The following is a 26,020-nucleotide window of genomic DNA, read 5'->3' on the forward strand; positions in this document are numbered from 1 at the left end:
AAAAAGGTCCTGACGGACCTTTTTTTCATACTTTTATTCACCTGCAAGCCGCAGAATATCTTCAATTTCTTCTTCGCTTACTCCCATCAGCTCCACCAACTCGTCTACACTGATCTTTCTCCCCATTTCTTCCGTCAGCTTTTTAATCTGCTCATCCAGATTATTGACCTTTTCTACCATTTTGCGATCCTGAAGCTTCATCTCCGTCTGTGATTCCAGAAGGGCCTGCATGCTTTCACGCGCCATAAGGAGCATCGTTTCTTCTTCTTCCGTCTGGCTTGCCGCCAACATCATCCCCATATTTCCTTCTTGTATCAGATCACCAATAAACACTTCCGGGCGATGCATTTCTTTTGCCATCTCTACAATTCTCGGCAGCAACGCAGCAAACGGCTCGTCCCCTTTCATCACCTGTAGTTCCTTCTCATATACTGCCAGATACTGTTCTTCTTCACTGCTGAATACCGAATTTCCTTCCTTTCCGGACGCAGCGATCACGCTGCCCCCGGCTTTCACGTATCCCTTTACAATAACTCTCTGAGACAACAGATAATCAAATACCAGTTCCATCTGTTCCGGTGTAAGGTTATCTTCCTGAAAAAATGCCTCCACCTCCTCTTTCAAAACCACATTTTCTTTTGATTCGCATATCTTCAGAATTCCTGTCAGTTTCTCACGAAATTGTAACTTTTCCGCCATATTTATTTCCTCCAGCTTTAACATTTTATCCTTTTTCTTTGTATATCGATCTTCTAAGACGCTTCATACTCTATAACGGGATACTCACGATAACCGTAGGATACCCCGCCATTTTCAGTCGCCGCTCCATAGTCGCCGCCTCATCCAGTGTCCGATATCTTCCCACCTGTACCCTGTCAAATTGTCCCTTATCATCAATATATGCCGGGAAGTCCTGTTCTGTCAACTCCCTAAGCAATCTCTCTGCGTAAACACTGTTTCGAAAAGCCCCTACCTGTACCCGCAGCTCTGTATCCGGCTGTGTCTGTCCGGTCGTTCCTACATTCAATGTATCCATGATCCCATCTGCAATCGCCGATGCAATATCATTAAAATTTTCGTCAAACAGTTTGTTGTCCGTATCTGAATTCATAAATCCGACCTCCACCAGAACCGCCGGCATTTGCGTTCTCCGAAGAACCACCAGATTAGGACGTGCCTGCACTCCAAGATTAACAAATCCTACCGTTTCCAGTTGGGCATTGATATTTTTTGCCATCTCATATTTGATGCCGGAAAGATCATATACAAGGCTCTCCACTCCCATGTACTGGTTCGGAATTGGACTGGAATTTCGGTGTATTGATATGAAGAAATCCACTCCTGCCTCATTTGCCTCCATCGCTTTCTGATATGGGCTCTCATAAACATCCGTTGTTCTCGTATATTCTACATCAATTCCGTTATTTTGTAAAATCTCACCAATAGCAAGTACAAGGTTCAAAGTATCATCTTTCTCCTGTCGTCCCATATAGACTGCTCCCGGCTCTTCCCCACCGTGTCCTGCATCCAGCATAATTGAATACGGCATTTCTTTTCCTCACAAGAAATCTTTTCCTTATTAATATATGCAAAATGCCATCCCTCGTTCGCCCCTTCTCTTGACTACACTCCATCAGAGTGCTACAATAGACAAGTAAACACGGGGTGCTTGCAGAAGCAGGCTGAGAGTAAGCTGTATTGCTTTAACCCATAACCTGATTTGGATAATGCCAACGTAGGGAACAAATTGCTTTTATACTGCGATACCGGTTGGTGTACCGCAGTTTTTTTGTTCTATAATAGCTTTATTCCATAAGGCACCCACCGCGACCGATTGGGGGCACCACCTTCTGCCGCGGTGAATAGGAGTTTTCCTATTCAGGTAACCAAAGCCGGATACCTCCGGCGCCATTTTCATATTTGAAAACAAGGAGGAAAACGAGATGTCAAATTACACAACACAGATGAATGCCGCACGAAAAGGCATCATTACCCCACAAATGGAAATTGTTGCTCAGAAAGAGCATATGGATGTGGAGGATTTAAGAAAACTGATTGCAAAAGGAGAGGTAATCATTCCATGCAATAAAAAACATACCAGCTTAAGTCCGAGCGGTGTCGGAGCCAAGCTGACCACCAAGATCAATGTAAATCTGGGCGTATCCCGCGACTGGAAAGATGTGGATATGGAATATGAGAAAGTCCGTTCTGCAGTTGATATGGGTGCCGAAGCAATCATGGATCTCAGTTCCTACGGCGATACCCGTACTTTCCGCCGCAAATTGACAGAAACCTGTCCGGCTATGATCGGAACTGTGCCGATTTACGACGCTGTCGTTTATTATCATAAAGCCCTCGGCCAGATCACTTCTGAAGAATGGCTGGACATCGTGCGCATGCACGCAGAAGACGGTGTGGACTTTATGACCATTCACTGCGGAATGAATCGTGCTACTGCTGCCCGCTTTAAGCAGAACAAACGTCTTATGAATATCGTTTCCCGCGGTGGATCTATCATGTTCGCCTGGATGGAAATGACCGGAAAGGAAAATCCGTTCTATGAGCATTATGATGAAATTCTCGATATCTGTCAGAAATATGACATTACTATGAGTCTCGGTGATGCATGCCGTCCCGGCTGTATTGCAGATGCTACAGACACTGCACAGATTGAAGAATTGATCACGCTTGGAGAACTGACAAAACGTGCATGGGAGAAAGACGTTCAAGTAATGATCGAAGGCCCTGGCCATATGCCGATGAACCAGATTGCAGCAAATATGGAAATCCAGAAAACACTGTGCCATGGTGCTCCGTTCTACGTGCTCGGACCTCTTGTAACAGACGTTGCTCCGGGATATGATCATATAACCTCTGCGATCGGAGGCGCAATCGCCGCTGCAGCCGGCGCTGCGTTCCTCTGCTACGTAACACCTGCAGAACATCTTCGTCTTCCGAACGCAGCCGATGTAAAAGAAGGAATCATCGCAGCAAAAATAGCGGCCCACGCTGCTGATATTGCCAAAGGAGTTCCAGGAGCTGCTGATTGGGATTACAAGATGAGTGAAGCAAGAAAGCGCCTTGACTGGGAAGCTATGTTCGAACTGAGCATGGATCCGGAAAAAGCCCGCCGTTACCGTGCCGAGGCAAAACCGGAAAAAGAAGACACCTGCAGTATGTGCGGTAATTTCTGTGCTGTCAAGAATACCAATCGTATCCTTGACGGTGAGATTGTAAGCATTTTCGACGAGTAATACACAGAGATATCACTGTCGGGAGGATTGTCTGAACCACTACAATCCTCCCGACAGCAGTAAAAAACGCTCATATGAAATATATTTTCAGAATTCTAAAGGATTTTTGACAGGAATTCTTTCAGACGTTCATCCTTCGGATGCTCAAAGAATTCTTCCGGTTCAGCCTGTTCTTTCACTTTTCCTTCATCCACAAAAAGAACACGCGTTCCCACTTCTTTCGCAAATCCCATCTCGTGCGTGACGACTACCATAGTCATTCCGTCTCTGGCGAGTTGTTTCATAAGTTCCAGTACCTCTCCTACCATCTCAGGATCAAGAGCTGAAGTCGGTTCATCAAACAGCATCACATCCGGATCCATTGCCAGCGAACGCACAATTGCAATCCTCTGTTTCTGCCCTCCTGAAAGTTGGGAAGGATAAGAATTCGCTTTCTCTTCAAGATTAACAAGTTTCAAAAGCTCCATAGCTCTTGTTTCTGCTTCCTCTTTGCTTTTTTTCAAAAGCTTGATCGGAGCAAGTGTAATATTTTCCAGAATCGTTTTATGTGGGAAAAGATTAAAATGTTGAAATACCATTCCCATCTTCTGACGGTGTTTGTCCAGATCCACATTCTTGTCCGTAATATCTACATTTTCAAAATAAATGTGTCCTTCTGTTGGGACCTCAAGCAGATTCAACGAACGGAGAAATGTAGATTTTCCCGAACCCGAAGGCCCCACGATCACAACCACTTCACCTTTTCTAATTTCTTCATTGATTCCATCTAGTGCATAAAAATCGCCAAAGCTCTTGCGGAGACCTTCAACACGGATTAAAACTTCTCCATTAGTGATCACTGTTTCTCAGCCTCCTCTCCAGCAGACTCACGAGTTTCGTGAAGATCATCACCATAATCAGATAGATCAGCGCCACTGCCATCAACGGCATGAATGCATCGAATGTACGGCTTCTGATAATGTCGCCGCCCTTCGTCAGATCCTGAAGAGCGATATATCCGGAAACCGAAGTTTCCTTAAGCAGAACAATAAATTCATTTCCGAGCGCCGGTAGTACATTCTTAAATGCCTGCGGCATAATAATGTAAAACATTGTCTGCCGGTAATTAAATCCCAGGCTTCGTCCGGCTTCAAACTGTCCGTTATCGACAGACATGATTCCTGAACGGAAGATCTCAGCCACATACGCACTGGAGTTCATTCCAAATGCAAGAATTGCAACCAGTTCTTTGCTTATATCTCTTGCGCTTCCAAAAATAACAAAATAAATAATCAAAAGCTGCACAACTACCGGCGTGCCACGAATCACCGTAATATATGCCTGGCAAAGAGCATTCAGTATTTTCATGCGTCCGGTTTTATCATATGTCGAACGTACAATGGCAAGAAGGAATCCCAATACCACACCGATTATTACAGCACAGAAGGTTACAACTAATGTAACCTTCAGTCCATCTGCGATATAATGCCATCTGCTGTCTTCTATAAAATTCGTATAAAAACGTTCTTGTAAACTACCCATCATGGTTCCCGCCAATCTGTCTATCCACTAATCTGTGATATATTTTGAAATAATTTCATCAAAAGTTCCGTCTTCTTTTAATTCTTTAATCGCAGCATTTACCTTTTCAAGGAGCTCATCGTTTCCTTTTTTTACTGCCATTGCATAATCTTCTTCCACATACTCTGTTTCCAGTATTTTCAAACCTTCCACCTGTTCTGCGAAAGTCTTTGCCGGCTGGTCGTCGATAATCACAGCATCTACTTTTCCCTGCGCCAGAGCCTGTACTGCTTCCATACCTTTGTTGTAACGCTCGATATGTTCATCACCATAATCATCTGTTGCATAAATATCACCGGTTGTCCCCTGCTGAACACCGATCTTGATCTTATCTCCTGCAAGGTCATCCGGAGAAGCAATCGTACTTCCTTCCGTAACAATAATAACCTGGCGTCCGGTATAATATGTGTCTGTAAAATCTACCTGTTTCTTTCTCGTATCATCTACCGTGATGCCTGCAACACCAAGATCTGCTTTACCGCTCTGTACAGCAGACAGAATAGAATCGAATGCCATATCTTCAATCTTCAGTTCCATCCCGAGTTTTTCGGCAATCGCTGCTGCAAATTCTGCATCGATTCCCACAATATCATCACCTTCATAATATTCATACGGTGGGAATTCAGCATTTGTAGCCATAATCAGGGTTTCGGTCTCTTCTTTTGTTTCTCCGTTATTTTCTTCTTTTTTAGATCCACAAGCTGTCATCGTCAAAGCGCAGGTAAGGACAAGCGCAAGACTTACTAATTTTTTCATTTTCATAATCTTTTCCTCCATTCTATCATAAACACTTCGCATTGGTATTATTGTATCACTTTTTTTCTAAAAGTAAAGTGGTTATTTATACATTTATATGCATAAACAACCACTTTTTTCTATTCAATATGCAGAATTATAGTTTTTTATCCGTCACACTTAGCCCCAGATAATAAAATAAAGTAACACCAGCACACCGAGTGCAATCCTGTAATATCCGAACACTTTGAAATCATGCTTCTTGATATAAGACATCAGAAACTTGATAGCAAAAACAGATACAAAGAACGCAACCAGACATCCCGTGATAAGAATTGCCACTTCCATTGCCGAGTAATGCAGTCCGAACTTAATCATTTTAAGCGCACTCGCCCCAAACATGACCGGAATCGCAAGATAAAATGTAAATTCTGCTGCAACATACCTGGATGTACCAAGAAGAAGTCCTCCCAGAATCGTAGCACCGGAACGGGAAGTACCCGGAATCATCGCAAGTACCTGAAATAATCCTATGTAAAGAGCTACCGTATATGGAAGTTCCGAAAGTTTCGTAATAATCGGACGCACATGTGCATTTCTCTTCTCAATCACAATAAACGCAATACCATAAACAATAAGCATAATCGAAACGACTACATAATTATACAAATACTTATCCAGGACATCATCAAACAGGAAACCGATAATAGCTGCAGGAATACAAGAAACAATAATCTTAGACCAAAGATTCAGTGTATTCTGCCTTTGTTTGGCCGTCTTCCGTTTCGAAAACGGATTCAGTTTATGGAAATATAACACCACAACCGCCATGATAGCTCCGAGCTGAATTACCACCCGGAACATCTCCATAAACTCATCAGATACAGACATATGAAGAAATTGCTCTACAAGAATCATATGTCCGGTACTGCTGATCGGAAGCCACTCCGTAATTCCTTCAACAATACCCAAAATAATTGCAATTAAAATATTCAACATCTTTTTTCCTCTTTTCTCTCACAGTATTTATTTTATTCTATGAAAAACATCCTTCGGTATTACCTGCTCCAGGACGATTTTTTCAATCGCTTTTGCCGCTCCGTCTTCTTCATTCGATTCCGTAATGTAGTCAGCAGCATTCTTTACCTCATTTGTTCCGTTTTCCATGGCAACTCCTACTCCCGCCATACGAATCATTTCGAGATCATTGCTGCCGTCGCCACATGCCATTATTTCTTCCGCCTTAATTTTCAATAGTTCTCCCAGTCGAAGCAGTCCTGCACCCTTATTAACTCCTTTCGCATTGATTTCCAGATTCCTTCCCAAAGAACTGCTGATAGAAAGAGAATCCGCACAATCTTCAATCCGCTTTGCCGCGGCCTTCTGTTCCTCTGTATTCGCAAATAAAGCGTGCACTTTATCCATGCCATGGCCATCCATTTCTATGATCTTCTCCCAAAGATTCGGAACAACGATACGGGTATTTCGTATATAATCGGCCATCGGTTTTGATAGGATATACCGGTCAATTTTTGCAAGTTCATCCGCCTGCACATATCCCTGCCCGTCAAAATAAATCTCTCGCATTGTGTCATATTCTTCAAATATCTTCACTACCCGAATCGCATCTTCATATGGCACAAGATTCTCATAAAGTATCTTTTGATACTGCATATCAAGAATTCTTCCTCCGTTAGCAGTCACTGCATAACGCATGCCCGGTATCTCTTTCAATTCTTTTGGAATTCCTGTAATCGGTCTCCCCGTTGCAACAAGCACAGTTACACCCGCATCCAGAGCACGGCAGATTACATCCCTTGCATACGCCGTCAATTCTTTTCTGTCATTCAGCAATGTTCCATCCAAATCCAGACCTACCATTTTAATTTTACTCATTTTTATTCCATTTTCCTCGATTTTTCAAGATTTCCTGTATATCAGCTCTTTTACTTTCATATCATAGTATAACAAAGTTTGCTAAATAAAGCAATTTGTAGTATAATATTATAGACTCATTTTTGACGAAAGGAAATATGTTATGAAAAAGAAGTTAAAAGCGCTGTCCAGGACATGCCTTGCACTTGCCTGCGCTATTACTGTATTCTCTGCCGATACAGTAATCTACGCAACAGATTCTGTAGAGAGTCTCGAAAAACAGACTTCTAATCTGGAAGACAAGCTGAACTCTTTAAATCAGGATCTGGATGCTTTAAGCTCGGACATCTCAGAACTCGCATCAAAAATTGAGGATACAGATGCATCTGTAAAGAAAGCGGAGCTCGATCTTGCCGCAGCCCGCGTAAATGAAGAGATGCAGTATGATGCAATGAAGAAGAGAATCAAATATATGTATGAAGCTGGAAATACTTCGCTTCTGGAAATTATATTCTCATCTCAAAGCATGGGGGAATTTTTAAACAATACAGAGTTTGTCCGAAATGTCACAGAATATGACCGAGAAAAACTTAAAGAATTACAAGAAGTACATCAAAATGTTAAAGCAAAAGAAGTTTCACTGAAAGAAGAACAAGAAAAACTCCAGAAGATGAAAACCCAGCTGGATGATCAGAAAGAAGCATTAAACTCTGCAATTTCATCAACGTCCAGCGAACTTGCCTCTTCCTCGGATGCACTTGCAAAAGCCAAAGAAGCCCGTGCTGCGGCGGAAGACGCATTAAAAGAAAAAGAGCAGTCACAGCAGCATTCATCCGGCAGCAGCGGAAATATCATTGTTCCGCCAACCACTGCCGAAACAAATGATCTGGTTTTATTTGCCGCTCTTCTTCAATGCGAGGCAGGATCCTCTGATTATGATGCTTTGCTCGCAGTTGCCACAGTAGTCATGAATCGCGTGGAGAGCAATCGCTATCCCAACACACTTTACGGCGTAATCTACCAGAAGGGGCAGTTCTCACCTACCTGGAACGGCTCTCTGAACCGGGTACTGAATAAAGGTCCCGCTTCACTCTGCTATCAGGTTGCTCAGGATGCGCTTGGAGGTGCGCGGCTCGCCGCTGTTAAAGACTGCTATTCCTTCCGTGCTTCCTGGAGTGGACATGCCGGAGTACTTGTAGGAGGAAACGTATTCTTTTAAATTGAGTAGGAGAGATTTCTCTAAATGAGAAATCTCGACCTCTCACACCACCGTGCGTACCGTTCGGTACACGGCGGTTCAATCAATTTAACAAGTAACACACCTTTCGGTGTAGTAATCTAACATGGAGACTAATCCAAATGAGGTTAGTCTCTTGTTTGTTATAGCGATATTAACTGCTCCACAACTGCATACATGTGCATATGCTCGGCTACAGTTAGCCGCTTTGTGAGCTGTTTTCTTATCTATTCCTAACTTCATCAAGTTACGTTCTCTTGTTTTCGGGTTCTTCCAATGCTTCCATATACACATGCGCAATCGAAATCTAATGTTTGCGTCGAGTTCTTTGCAGAGTGTTTTCATACTTCCTATCTTGAAATAGTTAATCCACCCTCTGATGAGTTGGTTGAGTTTCTCCACTTTGTAGCTGTTGCTAACGCCCCAACTACGACGCGTGAGTATTTTCATCCTTTTCTTGAACTTTTCAACTGATTTTGCATGTGGCTTTGCCTTGTATTGGTGTGCTCTTGAATCAAAGTAAAATCCAAAACCGAGATATATTTCTCATTACTCGATTTGCAGACATTTCACTTCCGACCATGATGATACAGGCATCGGCATATCGTGCAAAGTTAAGACCTCGCTTTTCCATTTCCTTATCAAGTTCATTGAGCATGATGTTTGCCAACAACGGTGAAAGATTTCCCCCTTGTGGTGTTCCCACAACAGAGTCCTCATACTCGTCATCAATCATGATTCCGCTGACAAGATATTTCCTTATGATGGAAATAACATCTCCATCCTTAATTGTTCTGCCAATAATAGTCATCAGCTTATCATGGTTTACCGTGTCAAAGAACTTTTCCAGGTCAATGTCTACAATCCAATCATTTCCGTCATTCATCATGTCTAATGCCGTTATGATTGCCTGTTGTGCACATCTATTGGGTCTGAATCCATAACTATGCTCATGAAACTGTTCCTCATAGATTGGTGTTAATACCTGTGCAATGGTTTGTTGCATAAATCTGTCTGTTACTGTTGGTACTCCCAGGTTTCTGACACCGCCGTCAGGCTTTGGTATCTCCACTCTTCGTACTGGTTGAGGTTTATACTTTCTTGTCCTCAACTGTTCCTTGATGATTTCGCCGTTCTTCACAAGATGCTCTTTAAGTTCCGTGTACTTCATTCCGTCCACTCCCTCTGCACCTTTATTCCGTACGACTTGCAGATATGCTCTGTTGAGATTATCGCTAGATAAAATCTGCTCCATTAGACTACTTGTGTCCATGCGTTCTTTCCTTTCCGTCTCGCTTGATTTGACCACCTTTTACCCGATTGGTTACGGCAGATGTTGTCATCTCTGCAATACGCGACATACTCAAACTTATTGATTGTTCGCCCCTTTGCTCCATTTCCATTACAGAAACTTCTTCACTACTATGGGCTCGGCTGACTTCTCACAGTTCGTTGTTACTAGGCTAATGGAACCTCTGTGAGACCTCCACGCTTAAGGTGCACGCTCTTTCTCTCCATATATCCGCCACATTTACTCTGCTACTACAAAAGTGGTAGTTATTAGACTTTGTTGAATTAAGCCAACTTATCTCTCGTAGCCTAGCCTTATATGTGATTTCTGTTCGTCGGACCAGAGATTTGCCTGCAGCTTCCTTCAGATTCCACCTCACGATGGACACCCTTGCTGTTCGGCTATACATTTCCCACTACCTGGGCATGTTCGGGACTTTCACCCGTTAGAGCGCGCTCATGGCGCGCAAACTTAAAAAGGAGTGGCATCATGCCACTCCTTTTTTCTTTGGATATTTTCAACTTATAATCCGTCCTTCAAAATCTTCGTCTTATTTTCTAAATGCAGCTTCATTCCACATTAATTCATTCTTGAAGTTTCTGATCGTTGTATCCTTATCAATGTAAACAGCTTCGATACCCATTGCTTCTGCCCAGTCTCCCATCTGCTCAGCAGTCAGGTCATAAGAGAATGCAGTATGATGTGCTCCACCTGCAAGAATCCATGCTTCAGCACCTGTCTTCAGATTCGGCTGCGGTGTCCAGAATGCAGTTGCAACCGGAAGCTTCGGCATCGGTTTTTCAACTTTCTTGCACTCTACGTCATTGATGATCAAGCGGAATCTGTCGCCAAGGTCAATGAGTGATGTTGCAACAGCCGGACCAGTCTTTGAAGTAAATACAAGACGTGCCGGATCCTCTCTATTGCCCATAGAAAGCGGCTGACATTTGATGCTGATCGGGCCATCTGCAATTGTCGGGCAAACCTCAAGCATGTGAGCCTGCAGAATACCTTCTTTTCCCGGAACTAGATTGTAGGTATAATCTTCCATAAAAGAAGTTCCTTTTGCGTTCTTCATTCCCTGAGTCATGATCTTCATGATACGAACCATAGCGGCGGTCTTCCAGTCACCTTCCGCTCCAAATCCATAACCTTTTTCCATCAATCTCTGAATTGCAAGTCCCGGTAACTGCTGAAGAGCCCCCAGATCACCAAAATGTGTAACGATTGCCTGATAGTTTTTCTCTTCCAGGAATTTCTCAAATCCCACTTCAATCTGAGCCTGTACTGCTACATGTTTTCTGAACTCAGCTTCATCTCTTCCTTCCAGAAGGATCTCATATTTATCATAGTATTCTTCAACCAATGCATCGATATCGCCCTGTGCAACATCTTTTACGGCATCGGCAATTTCATTTACCGGATAAGCATCAATTTCCCAACCGAACTTAATCTGCGCTTCTACTTTATCACCTTCTGTTACAGCTACATTTCTCATGTTATCTGCAATACGCATTACACGAACATGACTGCTTTCAATAACACCAATTGCAGTTCTCATCCAGGATGCGATTCTTTCCTGTGTATCCTTATCTTCCCAGTATCCCATAATTACTTTACGGCTCTTGTTCAGACGTGTGAAAATATGCCCGAATTCACGGTCTCCATGGGCAGCCTGGTTCTCATTCATGAAATCCATATCAATCGTATCATATGGGATTTCACGATTGAACTGTGTATGAAGATGAAGCAACGGTTTTCTGAGCTCTTTCAGACCTAAAATCCATGATTTTGCCGGCGAGAAAGTATGGCACCATGTAATAACGCCCGCACAATTTTCATCTGTATTTGCTTCATTAAATGTCTTTCTGATCACTTCATTTGTGATTAAGGTTGGTTTCCAGATGATTTCATATGGAAGAATTCCGGAATCATTTAAAGCCTTTACAATAATTTTTGAATGCTCAGCTACATGTGCAAGGCATTCATCTCCATATAAATCCTGAGAACCTGTACAAAACCAAAATTTGTAATCTTTGCATGCTAACATAGTATTAATCTCCTTTTTGTTCATTTTTCAGAAAGTTCCGACACGCTTGGCACGTGTTCATAAATTTGTTATTTGTTTATTGTCCGTAGTAGGCATTTGCACCATGCTTTCTGTAGTAGTGCTTGTCTTGCAGTTCCTGCGGTGCCGGTTTCACATCCGGATTGATCATCTCACAGCGTGCTGCCATTTTTGCTACTTCTTCCAATACTACCGCATTATGTACGGCTTCGTGTGCATCTTTCCCCCACGAAAATGGTCCATGGTTTTTGCAGAGTACTGCCGGCATTGCCATGTATTCTGTTCCTTTAAAATGTTCTACGATTAGAAGGCCTGTATTTTTTTCGTAGGCTTCATCGATTTCTTCTTTGGTCAGATTACGAACACACGGGATTTCTCCATACATATAATCTGCATGAGTCGTTCCATAGCAAGGAATTCCTCTTCCTGCCTGAGCCCAGCTTGTCGCCCAAGGTGAATGTGTATGAACAATTCCTCCCATATCCGGGAACGCTTTATAAAGCTCCAGATGAGTTGCTGTATCAGAAGAAGGATTGTAATGACCTTCTACTTTATTACCTTCCAGATCCATGACTACCATATCTTCCGGGGTCAGTTTATCATACTCCACACCACTTGGCTTAATTACGAACAGCCCGCTTTCACGGTCTATTCCACTTACATTACCCCATGTAAATGTTACAAGACCGTATTTTGGCAGTAACATATTGGCCTCATATACTTCTTTTTTCAGTTGTTCTAACACTTTTACGCCTCCTCATTTAAAATATATTATTTCAGAGAGTCAACGGCTGCTCTTTCAATTGGAAGCCCTTCAAGGTATCTCTTGCTGAATACATCAAAGCCTTCTACATCCTTTGGATTCGGTTCCATTCTGCTTCCTGCCTGACCAGCAAATACTTTATTGGCAAGATAAGCATCCAGAGCTTCTCCTTCTTCCTTATTGAGCATGTAAGAAGCCAGAAGAGCAATTCCCCAGGCACCGCCTTCTCCTGCAGTTTCCATAACAGAAACAGGCGTATTAAGAGCTGCCGCAAGGATTCCCTGTCCTACGCCTTTTGTCTTGAAAAGTCCGCCGTGGCCGAGGATTTCATCCAGCTTCACTCCCTCTTCTTTCAGGAGAATATCCATTCCTGTTTTCAGGACTCCAAGAGAAGCAAACAGATTTACTCTCATGAAATTTGCCAGATTAAACTTGCTGTCCGGTGTACGCACGAATAACGGGCGTCCCTCTTCAAATCCTGTAATGTGCTCGCCTGAGAAATAATTGTATGCCAGAAGTCCGCCACAATCAGCATCACCTTCCAAAGCCTTGTTATAAAGTGTACCAAACAGTTTATTCATATCCACTTCCATTCCAAATGCTTCAGCAAATTCCTTGAAAATTCCTACCCATGCATTCAGGTCAGACGTACAGTTGTTGCAATGAACCATTGCCACAAGATCACCTGCCGGAGTCGTCACCAGATCAATTTCATCGTGGACTTTTTGAAGTTCTTTCTCCAGAACTACCATTCCGAATACACTGGTACCGGCAGAAACATTTCCTGTGCGTACCTTCACGCTGTTTGTAGCAACCATACCGGTTCCCGCATCGCCTTCCGGCGGGCATACCGGAATTCCGGCTTTCAGTGTTCCGGTAGGATCCAGAAGTTTCGCACCTTTTTCGGTAAGAGCACCTGCTTTTTCACCGGCAAGAAGTACCTTAGGTAAAATTTCTTCCAATTTCCACGGATAGCCTTTTGGTGCAACCAACTCATCGAACGATGCAACCATTCTCTCATTCCAGTTTCTGGTAGCGATATCAATCGGGAACATACCGGAAGCTTCTCCAACTCCGAGTACCTTCTCGCCTGTAAGCTGCCAGTGAATATACCCGGCAAGTGTTGTAAAGAATGTTACATCCTTTACGTGTTCTTCACCATTTAATATTGCCTGATACAAATGAGCGATACTCCATCTCTGCGGAATATGGAAATCAAATAACTTCGTCAACTCTTCTGAAGCCGGACCGGTAATTGTATTTCTCCAGGTACGGAACGGAACAAGAAGTTCACCGTCCTTGTCAAATGCCATATATCCATGCATCATTGCACTGAATCCAATAGCGCCAACAGTCTCCAAAGCAACTCCATACTGTTTCTTTACATCCTCTGTCAGATTCTTGTAACAATCCTGCAGTCCGGTCCATATATCCTCCAGCGTGTAGGTCCAGACTCCATCCACATATCTGTTTTCCCATTCATGGCTTCCGGAAGCAATCGGTGCATTATCCTCCCCCACCAGAACTGCCTTAATACGGGTCGAACCAAATTCAATTCCCAATGAGGTTTTCCCATTTAAAATGGCATTCTTTACATCACTCATAGCGTTAACACCTTTCCCTTTCTTTTTTTATTTGAAAGACCTGCGTCTTCTCAATCTTTTAAACTTCTAAAATCCATCTCTCAGGCGTACTGAATTACGATTCACAATTTCAGGATCCAATTCAGTCACTTTTGGTACCGGCATTCCTTTCATCATTTCAAGCATTTCCAATGCTGCTATTTTACCCAGATCTCTTACTGGATTTTTTGCAGAAGTAAGCGGAACTTCACAATAATTTGCCAGATCCGAATCATCAATTCCGATGATAGACAAATCCTCCGGAACCCGGATCCCCTGCTCGAGACAGACCGCAACCAACTTCGTTGCCACTTCATCATTGTAGCACACACACGCAGTACATCCTTGCAATCGTCTGAGGATCCACCCTGCATCTTCCTTCATATGTCTGACTTCTTCCGTATCGATCCAGATTACCTGCATTCCTTTAATTTTGATATCTGCCTCCATCAACGCTTCCACATATCCGGCATATCTGTGGTGTCCCTGCCCGTCATCAGCCTTGAAAATCGCACCGATATTACGATGTCCGCACTTAAGGAGATGATTGGTGACCATCTTTCCTGCCAGTTTATCATTCAAAGATACATGCGGAATATCAAGTCCCGGATAATAACTATTAATAAAAAGAACCGGGATTCCTTTATTCATAATTTTTCTGTATATATCTAAATTTGGATTGGGAAGTCCGCTCTTGGTCGTCTCAGCGATCAGGCCGTCCACCATATTCTTTTCCAAAATATTTTTCAAAACAAACCTTTCTTTTTCGACCGCATTGTTCGTAAAAGAAATCTGCAAACCATATCCCGCGCGGGATAACTCATTCTCAATCTGTTGTATAATAGAAGAAAAAATATATTTCTGAACATAGGTTGTCATAACAGCAACCTGCATGGTTTTTTCTTCTTTTTCTTGTACATTTACTGTGGCTTTGATATAGGTACCACTTCCTCTTCGCCTCTCCACAATGCCTTCTTCTTCCAGAAGTGCAATTGCATGGCGAACTGTCTGACGGCTCACACGAAAATGTGCGCACAATTGATGTTCCGATTCTACGCGATCACCGGGCTTCAATTCTCCGCTTTCCAAACGCATTTTCAGCCACCTTAAGATTTCTTCATATTTGGCCAGTAACTCTTCCATAGTTATCTGTCCCCCTTTGTATCAGGGCGAAGCCCAGACAAGCTTCGCCCGACATTCATCTTAATAATTATTTTTTCTTCTTGTTAGAAAGTATATCGAATGTTACAGCTCCAAGAAGTACAAGACCTTTTACTACTTTCTGAAGGTCTGTAGAAAGTCCGATCAAGAACATACCATTGTTCAAAACACCCATAACGAATGCTCCGACTACAGCACCGATTACAGTACCGATACCACCGGCTGCCGCTGCACCACCGATGTAGCAGGATGCGATCGCATCAAGCTCGAATCCGTCGCCGGCCTTCGGTGTAGCGGATGCGTTACGTGCTGATAATACGATACCAGCAATAGCTGCAAGGAATCCCATGTTTGTATATACCCAGAAGAATACTTTTCTGGTATCAATACCGGAAAGTCTTGCAGCCTTTGCATTACCACCCAATGCATAAATCTGACGACCCGGTACCGTCTTACTTGTAATGAAATGGTAAATACCAACAATAACAGCCATAATAATGAGCACAATTGGAATACCATTGTATCTTGCAAGTTTGTAGAAGAAGAACCATACGATTGCAATGATAATTGCAAGTTTTACAATTGTCTGCCATGGAGTAACAATTGCAAGACCGTATTTCTGTCTTGTCTTAATAGATTTTAATTCTGATAAAATGATCAGGGCTGTTGCAACAATTGCAACGATAATACATACGATATCAAGTGTACCTGATCCCATCTGGATTTTATTTGTAATAAAGAAACCAGCACCAACCTTTACATATGCATCCGGAAGCGGTCCTACTGTCTTTGATTCAAGAAGTGTGTATGTAAGACCACGGCCAATAAGCATACCTGCCAGAGTAACTACGAATGGCGGGATATCAAGGTAGGCAATAAAAAATCCGTTAAATGCACCAAAAGCAGTTCCAACAAGGATAGTAATAAGGAAAGCAAGCGCAATGCTCATGCCATTTTCAACTACCAATTTTGCAGCAATTGCACCACAGAGTGCGACATAAGAACCAACACCAAGGTCAACGTTACCAGTTAATACACAAAGCAGCATACCGGTTGCAAGAATGACAACGTAACTGTTCTGCATGATCAGGTTGTTCATATTCATAGGTGTTGCATTAATTCCACCTGTCATGAAATAAAAGATAATATAAATTGCAATCAAAGCAAATACCATACCGAATTGCTTTAAATCAAGATTAACTGTTTTTTTCTTCTCCATTGTTATTCCCCTTTCCTGTTATTATGCTGCATAATGCATTTCATAATCTTTTCCTGAGATAACTCTTCTTTTGATAATTCTCCTGCGATCTGTCCTTCGTTCAGTACATAGGTTCTATCACAGGTTCCAATGATTTCCGGCATTTCAGAAGAGATAACGATGACCGCTTTTCCAGCCTTTGCCAAATCATTAATTGCACAATAAATCTCGTATTTTGCACCAACGTCAATACCACGGGTAGGTTCATCCAGAATCAGTACATCCGGCTCTGTCAACATCCATTTCGACAAAACTACTTTCTGCTGGTTACCACCTGACAAGGAACCAACCGCCTGGTCAATGGAGTTTGCTTTGATGTTAATGAGCTTTTTGTATTTCTCTGCCGCAAGCACTTCTTCATTGGCATTTACAATACCATTCTTAGAGAAGAATCCACGAAGGGCAGCCAATGTCATGTTCCATTTAATGTCATTGATCAATACAAGTCCATATGTCTTTCTGTCTTCAGAAGTATATGCAATCTTATTAGCGATTGCATCTCTTACATTCTTGATCTTAACTTCTTTTCCGTGCATAAAAATCTGTCCGGAAATTTTCTGACCATACTCACGTCCGAAAAGACTCATTGCGAACTCAGTTCTTCCTGCCCCCATCAGACCAGCAAGTCCTACAACCTCTCCTGCACGAACTTTAATATTCACATTCTTCAGTACCTGACGGTTCGCATCTTCCGGATGGAATACATTCCAGTTTTTCACTTCCAGGACAACATCTCCGATCGGGCATTCCTCCGGATTTCTTTCCGGATAACGGTTTGTCAGCTCACGGCCAACCATTCCCTTAATGATACGGTCTTCTGAAAAATCATCAATTCCTTTTGTAAGAGTTTCAATCGTGTGTCCATCACGGATAACAGTGATAGCATCTGCGACATAGCTGATCTCATTCAGTTTGTGTGAGATGATGATACATGTAATTCCCTGTTCTTTCAGTTTCAGCATGATCTCCAAAAGCTGTGCACTTTCTTCATCATTCAATGCTGCAGTCGGTTCATCCAGAATCAACAGATCAACCTTTTTAGCAAGCGCTTTTGCAATCTCGATCAGCTGCTGCTTTCCTACACCCAACGTGTTGATCGGCGCATCCAGATTTTCGTTGTAAAGTCCAACCTTTTCCAGCATTGCCTGGGCTTTATTATGCGTCTGTGTCCAGTCAATAACTCCCTTCATAGAAGTCTGCTCATTTCCCATAAAAACGTTTTCTGCGATAGAAAGATATGGGCTAAGTGCAAGTTCCTGATGAATAATTACAATACCTTTTTTCTCACTGTCCTTAATGTTGTGATTTTTCACGATTTCTCCGTTATAAACGATATCACCAGAATATGTACCGAACGGATAGATACCGGATAATACATTCATCAAGGTTGATTTTCCAGCACCATTTTCACCGCAAAGTGCATGAATCTCACCGCGTTTAACCTTAAGGTTTACATCGTCCAACGCCTTTACGCCTGAGAATTCTTTGGTGATATGGTTCATTTCCAGAATGTAATCAGACATTTTCTCAGCTCCTTTTCTTTTATATTTCCAAAGCCTTGCGGCTTCGTTTTCAAACTCAAACTCCCCCTGCTCATGCCTGAGGTTTCTTCTGTTCCCCGAATCACTTCCAGGGACCTTACTTCGTAATAAGGATTTCAAAAATCAGGGCGGCAGCAATATCGCCGCCGCCCTATCTTAAACATTATTCAGATTATTCTGCGTTCTGAATTTCTTCTTCTGTGTAGTATCCACTGTCTACTACGAGTTCTTTGTAGTTATCTTTATCAAGAGCTACTGGTTCGCAAAGGTAAGAAGGTACAACCAATTTGCCATTGTCGTATGTTTCAGTATCGTTGATTTCCGGTTCTTTTCCTTCAAGCACTGCCTGAACCATTGTTACACATTTTTCTGCAAGAAGTCCTGTGTCTTTGAAGATTGTAGCTGTCTGTTTACCAGCAATGATATTCTTAACTGCCATAACTTCTGCATCCTGTCCTGTGATGATTGGCCAGTTTTCTTCAGTATATCCAGCACCTTCAAGAGCAGCTTTGATACCATATGAGAAGCCATCAAATGCTGAGCAGCAGATGTCAAGATCTTCGTCTGCATAGAATCCTGATAAGTAGTTCTCACAGTTCTGCTGAGCTGTTTCCTGAGACCATCTTAAGATACATGTATCCTCGAATGATGTTCTTCCTGATTTGCATACAAGCATTCCATTGTCAAGATACTGCTGAAGGACGCCCATAACACCTTTGTGAAGAAGAACTGCGTTGTTGTCATCCGGAGATCCCATGAAGAATTCAATTGTCTGAGGCTCTGTGGCTGTCTTAAGTCCAGCTTTTTCTTCGATGTATTCACCAATCTTTCTACCAACACCTTCATTATCGAAAGATGCATAGTAGCTTACTGCATCTGTATCCATTAACAGACGGTCATAAGCGATAACCGGGATGTCATTGGACTTAGCCTGAGCAAGTACGTTAACCAGAGCTGAAGAGTCGATAGCTGCAACAACCAGGCAATTAGCACCTTTAGCAATCATGTTCTCAATCTGAGAAACCTGTGCCTGAACATCGTCTTCTGCGTACTGAAGGTCTACTTCATATCCGATTCCCTCCAGTTTTTCTTTCATGTTCTTACCGTCTCTGATCCATCTCTCTGAGCTCTGAGTCGGCATTGCTACACCTACTTTTTTACCATTATTCTCCGTCTTGCTTCCGCTGTCTCCGCTTCCACCTTCTCCAGACTTGTTACCGCATCCTGTAAACGCAAGCGAAAGTGCCATAACTGCTACAAGAGCTACACTGAGAATTCTCTTTTTCATGCTTCTTTTCCTCCTTTAAATTCTCTTAATGAGCGGATTATAAATTTTTTGTTGAATTTGTATAGTTTTCCGTCTCATCAATTTTGTTTATGGTATTAATATACAACACAACTTTTCATTTAGCAAGACGTAATATATTACAAAATCAAGTACAACTTTTTGTACAAATTTTAAACTTGTATTTATTTGTATATAAGTTGTATGTATACATATTTTATTTTTTTCGCGGCAATACATCAAAATATGTACAAAAACTATCGTATTATTTCTACGTTTTTTTACTTGACATGATATTATTAAGAAAATCTGTATTAATCCATACATACAAAACAATTCTATTAAAAAAGCCACAAAACATCTCTCTTATATTTTCCAGATGCTCTGCAGCTTAGTTTTTATATTCTATTCCTATATCAACTACTATTCTATTGTCGTTCTTCAATCGCCATGATCATATCCACTCGATCCTGATGACGTCCGCCCTTGAATTCTGCATTCAGCCACTCATCAAGAATCATCTTTGCAGTCTCTATACCAATGACTCTTGCACCAAATGCAAGTATATTCGCATTATTATGTTCTCTTGCCATTCTTGCTGTATATGGTTCCGAACATACGGCAGCCCGAATACCATGTACTTTATTCGCAGCAAGTGAAATTCCCAGACCTGTTCCGCAAATCGCAATTCCCAATTCAACTTCTCCATTTACAACTGCATGCGCAATCTTTTCGCCGTATTCGGGATAATTGCAGCTTTCATATGAATCTGTTCCGTAGTTTATGACTTCGTAACCTTTCTCAACCAGGTATTCGACGACCTGTTTTTTCATGTCAACAGCAGAATGATCATTCGCAACTCCTATTTTCATATTAACATTCTCCTTTTTTCATACTCAAAATGATTTTACAAGCTAGTTTTATTATAAGCATACAGTTCTTCGTAGTCAAGAATGTGAAATAAAGAGTTTAATATGATCTTTTTTCTATAACTTCTTCAAGATCGTTATTGATATCGTAATAGCTTTCTTTCACATATTGCTTTTTATCAATATTGATTCCTGCCTCTAATTTTTGAATAATTTCAGCTGTTTTGGGTGCTAGAAAAGGTGTACATTCAAAAGATATATTGATTTTCCCTTCCTGCACTGCTTCAAGGCCTTCTCTACTCGCATCAAAAGAAATTAGAATGACATCCCCGTCCGATCCTGAACTCATATTTTTTTCTCCCAGTGCATCAATTACGCCCATGGCCATTTGATCGTTTTCCGCTATAACAACATCAATTTTATCCTCATTTTCAAGAAACATCAACATGACTTCTTTTGCAGTTGTTCTATCATTTTCAGCTGTTTGCTGTCCTACGATTCTCCAGTTTGAATGCTTTCCGAGTATTTTCTGATATCCTTCCGCTCTCTCCATTTGCTCCGGCGAACCGATACTCCCCTGAATCATCGCAATGTCCAATTCTTCTTCGTCCTCGGCTTTATCTTCTTTATCCAGATGATCTTCAAGCCATTTCAGTGCCTGTTTACCTTGTTCTTCATAGTTACTTCCAATCCAGCATTCATACATAGAAGCATCGCTTTCATCAATCTGCTGATTGACAAGAATAACGGAACTTCCAGCGCGTTTTACGTCTTCCAGTGCTTCTTCCCATCCCATTTCCGCAACCGGATTCAACAAAATATAGTCCACGCCTTCTTCCGCAAATGCACGAATAGCCTCAATCTGTTTTTCCTGATCATTTCCGGCATCCTTAAATAAAAATCTATATCCGTTTTCCTCTGTAAAGATTGATTGAAAAGATTCTGTATTTGCCTCTTTCCACGCAGAGTCCTCTCCTCCCTGAACCATTCCTACCGTTATTAGATAATCAAATTCTTCCTGCTGTCCACTTCCATTTCTTCGTTCTCCAGTGCATCCAAGTCCAATTTTTGAAATTACAAAGGCTAAACATATTGCCGTCATAAGAGCAGCTGTTTTCCATTTCATCAAGGTTCACCCTTTCGCAAATATTATTTCAAATTTGAAAAGACCGCACATCATTATGATATGCGGTCACATTTTTATAGTTAAGTTCTATACTAATTCGATAAGAACTTCCATTGCAGCGTCACCTTTACGCTGTCCAATTTTAATAATTCTTGTATATCCACCATTACGATCTGCATATTTCGGCGCAATTTCTGTAAACAGTTTATCTACAAGATCTACTTCTTTCGTATTTTTTCTTCTTCCTGCTGCAGCAGTCGGTACTTCTGTTACAGGATAAAGAACTTTGAGCATCTGACGTCTTGCATGAAGTCGTGACGGATTATCCTTTTTGATTGTCTTTTCAACTTCATCGTAAACGGTTACTCTCTTACCGTCAACAACTTCTTTTACTCTCTTTCCGTCTTTGTCTTTTCTTGCAACTTTCGCTTTGATAGTTACTTCTTCATAATTATCTTTTTCTTTTACAGCAAGAGCAATCAGGCCTTCTGTAATCTTGCGGATTTCTTTTGCCTTAGCTTCTGTTGTTTTGATCTTTCCATGCTGAAGTAACATCGTTACCTGATTTCTTAATAAAGCTTTTCTCTGACTTGATGTTCTGCCAAGTTTTCTATATTTTGCCATTTTCTTAATCCTCCATTTATTTGGGACATATCACGTGCTTCTTTGGACTTACCGGGATATGCCATCTGGTTATGCTTTCATCGGGCTTACTAGCCAGATAGTTACCTGAAAGGCAGAGCCATATGCTCTATTCCTCTCCCTGACTTAATTCCAAGCCAAGTTCTTTTAATTTAGCCAGAACTTCTTCGAGTGATTTACGTCCGAGGTTACGAACTTTCATCATATCTTCAGGCGTTCTGTTTGTAAGTTCTTCTACCGTATTGATACCTGCTCTCTTCAGACAATTGTATGAACGTACTGAAAGTTCAAGTTCATCAATACTCATTTCAAGTACTTTTTCTTTTTCATCATCTTCTTTTTCAATCATAACTTCTGCAGCCTGAGCTACTTCAGAAAGATCAATAAATAATTTCAGATGTTCATTGAGTACTTTTGCTGCCAGACTGACTGCTTCATCCGGCAAAAGTGTTCCATTAGTCCATACATCCAACGTAAGCTTATCAAAATCTGTGATCTGGCCAACACGCGTATTCTGTACTGTAAGGTTTACACGTTCAACCGGGGTGTAAATGGAATCAATCGGAATCACGCCAATCGGCATATCTTCCGTCTTATTCTTGTCAGCGCCCACATATCCCCTTCCCTTTGTAATGGTCAGTTCCATGTAAAGCTTGCTGTCAGTTCCGCCATTCAATGTAGCAATCACTGTATCAGGATTCATGATTTCAATATCAGAATCAGCCTGAATATCTGCTCCCGTTACGACACCTTCACCTTCAAACTCAATATAAGCCGTTTTCGGTTCATCTGTTTCGGAAGTATTCTTGATTGCCAGGGATTTCAAATTCATGATGATTTCAGTTACATCTTCCTTAACTCCAGGAATGGAGCTGAATTCATGCAGTACACCGTCGATTTTAATCTGGCTGATTGCTGCACCCGGTAAAGAAGAAAGCATAATTCTTCTCAAAGAGTTACCCAACGTCGTACCATATCCTCTTTCCAAAGGTTCTACTACGAATCTGCCATATTTTTTATCTTCAGAAATTTCTGTAATTTCAATATTTGGTTTATTAAAATCAAACACTATTTTGGTCCCTCCTTATGGGTTTTTGAATGTTGAGGGTTGCTTTGTCCCGGACCCTCCTCCCTGCAGGATAGCCGGGTATTCTTTTCAACAGCACCTTAACGAACCCGAAAATCAGGTTCGTTAAGTACTGCATCTTCTTAAATGAATGCGTTTTATTTAGAATATAACTCGACAATCATCATTTCGTCTACCGGAACATCAATTGCTTCGCGAAGCGGAAGTTCTTTTACCGTTCCCTTTAAAGCTTCCGGATCTGCTTCAAGCCAATCCGGAACCATGCGTCCAGCAGTCACTTCCATAATGTCTTTGTATCTCTGAAGGCTCTTCTTTCCTTCTTTGATTTCGATAACATCACCGGCTTTGATCTGGTATGATGGAATGTTTACCTGTTTTCCATTCACAAGTACATGCTTATGATCCACAATCTGTCTTGCTTCACGTCTTGTTCTGGCAAATCCGAGACGGAAAATTACGTTATCCAGTCTTGATTCAAGAAGAACCATCAGGTTATCACCTGTCATACCTTTCATACGATCTGCTCTTTCAAAGTAGTTTCTGAAAGGTTTCTCTAATACACCATAGATAAATTTAGCTTTCTGCTTCTCGCGTAACTGCAGACCATACTCGCTCATTTTTCTATTAGATCTTTTCAACTGTCTGTTAGACTTTTTATCAATTCCTAAATATACCGGATCCATTCCTAATGAACGGCATCTTTTCAGAACCGGAACTCTATTTACTGCCATGCTCTTTATCCTCCTATAATAATTCGACTAGACTCTTCTTCTCTTCGGTGGGCGGCATCCATTGTGCGGTACCGGTGTTACGTCTCTGATGCTTGTTACATCAATTCCGCATGCCTGAAGTGCACGGATTGCTGCTTCTCTTCCTGAACCAGGTCCTTTTACGAATACATCTACTGATTTAAGACCATGAACTAAAGCTGCTTTAGCTGCCGTCTCTGCTGCCATCTGAGCTGCATAAGGAGTAGATTTCCTTGAACCTCTAAATCCCAGACCACCTGCACTTGCCCATGATAAAGCATTTCCCTGAGCATCTGTCAAAGTAACGATTGTATTATTGAAAGATGACTGGATATGTGCCTGTCCGCGTTCAACGTTTTTCTTGACACGTTTTTTTGTCACTTTTTTTGTAACTTTTTTAGCCATAATAAAACTAACCTACACTTTCCTATTATACTGTTATCTGTTTCTCAAATTATTTCTTTTTGTTTGCAACTGTTCTCTTCGGACCTTTTCTTGTTCTTGCATTCGTCTTTGTCTTCTGACCACGAACAGGAAGTCCTTTTCTGTGACGGATTCCTCTATAGCATCCGATTTCCTGAAGTCTCTTGATGTTCAGCGCGATCTCTCTGCGGAGATCACCTTCTACCATCTGAGTTTCGTCGATTACTGCACTGATTTTCTTAACTTCGTCATCTGTTAAGTCTCTGCAGCGGGTATCTGGATTAACTCCAGCTTCTGCAAGAATACGGTTTGAACTTGTTCTACCGATTCCGTAGATATAAGTCAATCCGATTTCTACACGTTTGTCTCTTGGTAAGTCTACACCTGCAATACGAGCCATTTGTGATTTCCTCCATTTGATTCATTTTTTGATACTGTCTTAAATTGAGGCTGAGGGTATCCCGTTATCAAAAGCACCCTACCGGACATTCCTTCACCTTACATGACTTGTCCGATATACCAGCCCAGATGCGTCGGTATTCGCATCCTTTCCGGCAACCGATCTATCGGCTAATGACCGCCGGTATTGTAAGCAATATACTTGAAACCACCGCTTTAGCTTTATGGCAGATGGGGTGTTTCCCTGTATATTTGAAATAGCATCCAACGCCCTACACACTTCCAGGCGTATCGTGCTATCAGCCGCCTAATTCATTATAAACATTCGTCATTATCCCTGACGCTGTTTATGTTTCGGATTTTCGCAGATAATTCTGACGCTTCCTTTTCTCTTGATAACTTTGCATTTTTCGCAAATCGGTTTTACTGATGATCTAACCTTCATGTCAAATCCTCCTTTCATACCTTGCCAGTTTGCATTTTCCCACCACTGTCTATTAATACCCGACAGCAGTTCGCCTAATATTATAGCATTACACAAAATATAAAGTCAATAGTTATTTTACTTATCTCTCCAGATAATTCTTCCTTTTGATAAATCATATGGCGAAAGTTCCAATGTTACTTTATCTCCCGGTAAAATTTTAATAAAATTCATACGAAGCTTTCCGCTGATATGTGCCAGGACCTGATGACCATTTTCGAGTTCTACCTGAAACATTGCGTTTGGAAGTTTTTCAACAACCGTCCCTTCAATTTCAATTACATCTGCCTTTGACATATTAAGATTCCTCCTTCATTCCTGTCAGTGATTTACTGTACTCTTTCAATATCCTTTTTACTTTTTCATCATCTGCTGAATTAATTTCATGTTTTATCCGAATAAGCTGCACATGCTTTTTCTTTTTCTTTTTTGGATTATCTGTTTTTCTGTTTTTTCCGTCTGACAGATATACATATGCATCTTCTATCTTAGTAATGACATAAACTTTTTCTTTATCATGCCCCGCCAGTGACCTGGCAAGCATACCTTCTTCCCATCTTTCCATATCTTCGCGCCTCATCATGTTACACA

Annotated in this window: 26 protein-coding genes and 1 pseudogene; 2 read left to right on the forward strand and 25 right to left on the reverse strand. The window is 41.6% G+C overall.

Features of this window, described 5'->3' with window-relative positions; genetic code table 11:
- Positions 1-33: 33 nt before the first annotated feature.
- Together ACTNB3_RS01770 and ACTNB3_RS01775 are read right to left on the reverse strand one after the other, a co-directional pair.
- The gene (locus ACTNB3_RS01770; RefSeq protein ID WP_427807819.1) at positions 34-699 is read right to left on the reverse strand and encodes a sigma-70 domain-containing protein; all 666 of its coding nucleotides are present in this window, start codon (positions 697-699) and stop codon (positions 34-36) included.
- Between the two features lie 70 nt (positions 700-769).
- Entirely contained in the window at positions 770-1,549 is a 780-nt protein-coding gene (locus ACTNB3_RS01775) for an N-acetylmuramoyl-L-alanine amidase (RefSeq protein ID WP_427818810.1), read from the reverse strand.
- A 394-nt stretch (positions 1,550-1,943) separates the two neighbouring features.
- On the opposite strand from ACTNB3_RS01775, the gene thiC reads away from it, so the two are divergent.
- Positions 1,944-3,254 carry a phosphomethylpyrimidine synthase ThiC gene (gene thiC / locus ACTNB3_RS01780; RefSeq protein ID WP_427807823.1) on the forward strand — a complete coding sequence of 437 codons (1,311 nt, stop codon included), beginning with the start codon at positions 1,944-1,946 and terminating at the stop codon, positions 3,252-3,254.
- 95 nt (positions 3,255-3,349) lie between these two features.
- Here the strand turns inward: thiC and ACTNB3_RS01785 are convergent, their stop codons facing one another.
- The 5 genes from ACTNB3_RS01785 to ACTNB3_RS01805 all read right to left on the reverse strand — a co-directional run bounded on the left by ACTNB3_RS01785 (position 3,350) and on the right by ACTNB3_RS01805 (position 7,445).
- Positions 3,350-4,093 (reverse strand): amino acid ABC transporter ATP-binding protein, encoded by a 744-nt coding sequence (locus ACTNB3_RS01785; RefSeq protein ID WP_427807825.1) that lies wholly within the window; start codon positions 4,091-4,093, stop codon positions 3,350-3,352.
- Positions 4,083-4,778: an amino acid ABC transporter permease gene (locus ACTNB3_RS01790; RefSeq protein ID WP_427807827.1), complete on the reverse strand. Its 696-nt coding sequence runs from the start codon at positions 4,776-4,778 to the stop codon at positions 4,083-4,085. Before ACTNB3_RS01790 ends, ACTNB3_RS01785 begins: the two co-directional genes overlap by 11 nt.
- A gap of 24 nt (positions 4,779-4,802) precedes the next feature.
- The gene (locus ACTNB3_RS01795) at positions 4,803-5,576 is read right to left on the reverse strand and encodes a basic amino acid ABC transporter substrate-binding protein (protein ID WP_427807829.1); all 774 of its coding nucleotides are present in this window, start codon (positions 5,574-5,576) and stop codon (positions 4,803-4,805) included.
- Between the two features lie 153 nt (positions 5,577-5,729).
- Positions 5,730-6,548, reverse strand: a complete 819-nt coding sequence (locus ACTNB3_RS01800) for an undecaprenyl-diphosphate phosphatase (protein WP_427807831.1) — start codon at positions 6,546-6,548, stop codon at positions 5,730-5,732.
- 27 nt (positions 6,549-6,575) lie between these two features.
- A complete protein-coding gene (locus ACTNB3_RS01805; RefSeq protein WP_427807833.1) occupies positions 6,576-7,445 on the reverse strand; it encodes a Cof-type HAD-IIB family hydrolase in 870 nt (289 codons plus the stop codon).
- Between the two features lie 142 nt (positions 7,446-7,587).
- Between ACTNB3_RS01805 and ACTNB3_RS01810 the strand changes: the two genes are divergently transcribed.
- Positions 7,588-8,643 carry a cell wall hydrolase gene (locus tag ACTNB3_RS01810; protein WP_441024297.1) on the forward strand — a complete coding sequence of 352 codons (1,056 nt, stop codon included), beginning with the start codon at positions 7,588-7,590 and terminating at the stop codon, positions 8,641-8,643.
- A gap of 87 nt (positions 8,644-8,730) precedes the next feature.
- Here the strand turns inward: ACTNB3_RS01810 and ltrA are convergent.
- From ltrA to ACTNB3_RS01900, 18 genes and pseudogenes are all read right to left on the reverse strand, one after another.
- Positions 8,731-9,934 (reverse strand): annotated as a pseudogene (gene ltrA / locus ACTNB3_RS01815) (group II intron reverse transcriptase/maturase).
- A 568-nt stretch (positions 9,935-10,502) separates the two neighbouring features.
- Positions 10,503-12,002 (reverse strand): L-arabinose isomerase, encoded by a 1,500-nt coding sequence (gene araA / locus ACTNB3_RS01820; RefSeq protein WP_427806724.1) that lies wholly within the window; start codon positions 12,000-12,002, stop codon positions 10,503-10,505.
- A gap of 76 nt (positions 12,003-12,078) precedes the next feature.
- Positions 12,079-12,765: an L-ribulose-5-phosphate 4-epimerase gene (locus tag ACTNB3_RS01825; RefSeq protein WP_427806723.1), complete on the reverse strand. Its 687-nt coding sequence runs from the start codon at positions 12,763-12,765 to the stop codon at positions 12,079-12,081.
- Positions 12,766-12,791: 26 nt separating this feature from the next.
- A complete protein-coding gene (locus tag ACTNB3_RS01830) occupies positions 12,792-14,387 on the reverse strand; it encodes a xylulokinase (RefSeq protein ID WP_427806722.1) in 1,596 nt (531 codons plus the stop codon).
- 66 nt (positions 14,388-14,453) lie between these two features.
- Positions 14,454-15,548: a GntR family transcriptional regulator gene (locus ACTNB3_RS01835; RefSeq protein WP_427818802.1), complete on the reverse strand. Its 1,095-nt coding sequence runs from the start codon at positions 15,546-15,548 to the stop codon at positions 14,454-14,456.
- A gap of 67 nt (positions 15,549-15,615) precedes the next feature.
- Positions 15,616-16,785, reverse strand: coding sequence for a multiple monosaccharide ABC transporter permease (gene mmsB, locus ACTNB3_RS01840; RefSeq protein ID WP_441024300.1), 1,170 nt, complete (start codon positions 16,783-16,785; stop codon positions 15,616-15,618).
- 2 nt (positions 16,786-16,787) lie between these two features.
- Positions 16,788-18,347: a multiple monosaccharide ABC transporter ATP-binding protein gene (gene mmsA / locus ACTNB3_RS01845; protein ID WP_427806719.1), complete on the reverse strand. Its 1,560-nt coding sequence runs from the start codon at positions 18,345-18,347 to the stop codon at positions 16,788-16,790.
- Positions 18,348-18,537: 190 nt separating this feature from the next.
- Positions 18,538-19,653 carry a multiple monosaccharide ABC transporter substrate-binding protein gene (gene chvE, locus ACTNB3_RS01850; RefSeq protein WP_427806718.1) on the reverse strand — a complete coding sequence of 372 codons (1,116 nt, stop codon included), beginning with the start codon at positions 19,651-19,653 and terminating at the stop codon, positions 18,538-18,540.
- Between the two features lie 425 nt (positions 19,654-20,078).
- Positions 20,079-20,522: a ribose 5-phosphate isomerase B gene (gene rpiB / locus ACTNB3_RS01855; protein ID WP_427806717.1), complete on the reverse strand. Its 444-nt coding sequence runs from the start codon at positions 20,520-20,522 to the stop codon at positions 20,079-20,081.
- A gap of 97 nt (positions 20,523-20,619) precedes the next feature.
- On the reverse strand, positions 20,620-21,645 hold the full coding sequence (locus tag ACTNB3_RS01860; RefSeq protein ID WP_441024302.1) for a substrate-binding domain-containing protein: 1,026 nt from the start codon (positions 21,643-21,645) through the stop codon (positions 20,620-20,622).
- Positions 21,646-21,732: 87 nt separating this feature from the next.
- Entirely contained in the window at positions 21,733-22,269 is a 537-nt protein-coding gene (locus ACTNB3_RS01865) for a bL17 family ribosomal protein (protein ID WP_427806715.1), read from the reverse strand.
- A gap of 127 nt (positions 22,270-22,396) precedes the next feature.
- The gene (locus ACTNB3_RS01870; protein ID WP_427806714.1) at positions 22,397-23,356 is read right to left on the reverse strand and encodes a DNA-directed RNA polymerase subunit alpha; all 960 of its coding nucleotides are present in this window, start codon (positions 23,354-23,356) and stop codon (positions 22,397-22,399) included.
- 155 nt (positions 23,357-23,511) lie between these two features.
- Positions 23,512-24,105, reverse strand: coding sequence for a 30S ribosomal protein S4 (gene rpsD / locus ACTNB3_RS01875; RefSeq protein WP_427806713.1), 594 nt, complete (start codon positions 24,103-24,105; stop codon positions 23,512-23,514).
- A gap of 27 nt (positions 24,106-24,132) precedes the next feature.
- Positions 24,133-24,528, reverse strand: coding sequence for a 30S ribosomal protein S11 (gene rpsK / locus ACTNB3_RS01880; RefSeq protein WP_016223756.1), 396 nt, complete (start codon positions 24,526-24,528; stop codon positions 24,133-24,135).
- Between the two features lie 49 nt (positions 24,529-24,577).
- A complete protein-coding gene (gene rpsM, locus ACTNB3_RS01885; RefSeq protein WP_427806712.1) occupies positions 24,578-24,946 on the reverse strand; it encodes a 30S ribosomal protein S13 in 369 nt (122 codons plus the stop codon).
- Between the two features lie 330 nt (positions 24,947-25,276).
- The gene (gene rpmJ / locus ACTNB3_RS01890) at positions 25,277-25,390 is read right to left on the reverse strand and encodes a 50S ribosomal protein L36 (protein WP_005339020.1); all 114 of its coding nucleotides are present in this window, start codon (positions 25,388-25,390) and stop codon (positions 25,277-25,279) included.
- 117 nt (positions 25,391-25,507) lie between these two features.
- A complete protein-coding gene (infA, locus tag ACTNB3_RS01895) occupies positions 25,508-25,726 on the reverse strand; it encodes a translation initiation factor IF-1 (RefSeq protein WP_004607275.1) in 219 nt (72 codons plus the stop codon).
- A 1-nt stretch (position 25,727) separates the two neighbouring features.
- Complete coding sequence (locus tag ACTNB3_RS01900; RefSeq protein ID WP_427806711.1) at positions 25,728-25,994, reverse strand: KOW domain-containing RNA-binding protein; 267 nt, start codon at positions 25,992-25,994, stop codon at positions 25,728-25,730.
- Between the last annotated feature and the right edge of the window lie 26 nt (positions 25,995-26,020).

It is taken from the genome of Bariatricus sp. HCP28S3_D3 (genome assembly GCF_052065755.1).
Classification (GTDB): Bacteria; Bacillota; Clostridia; order Lachnospirales; family Lachnospiraceae; genus Allocoprococcus.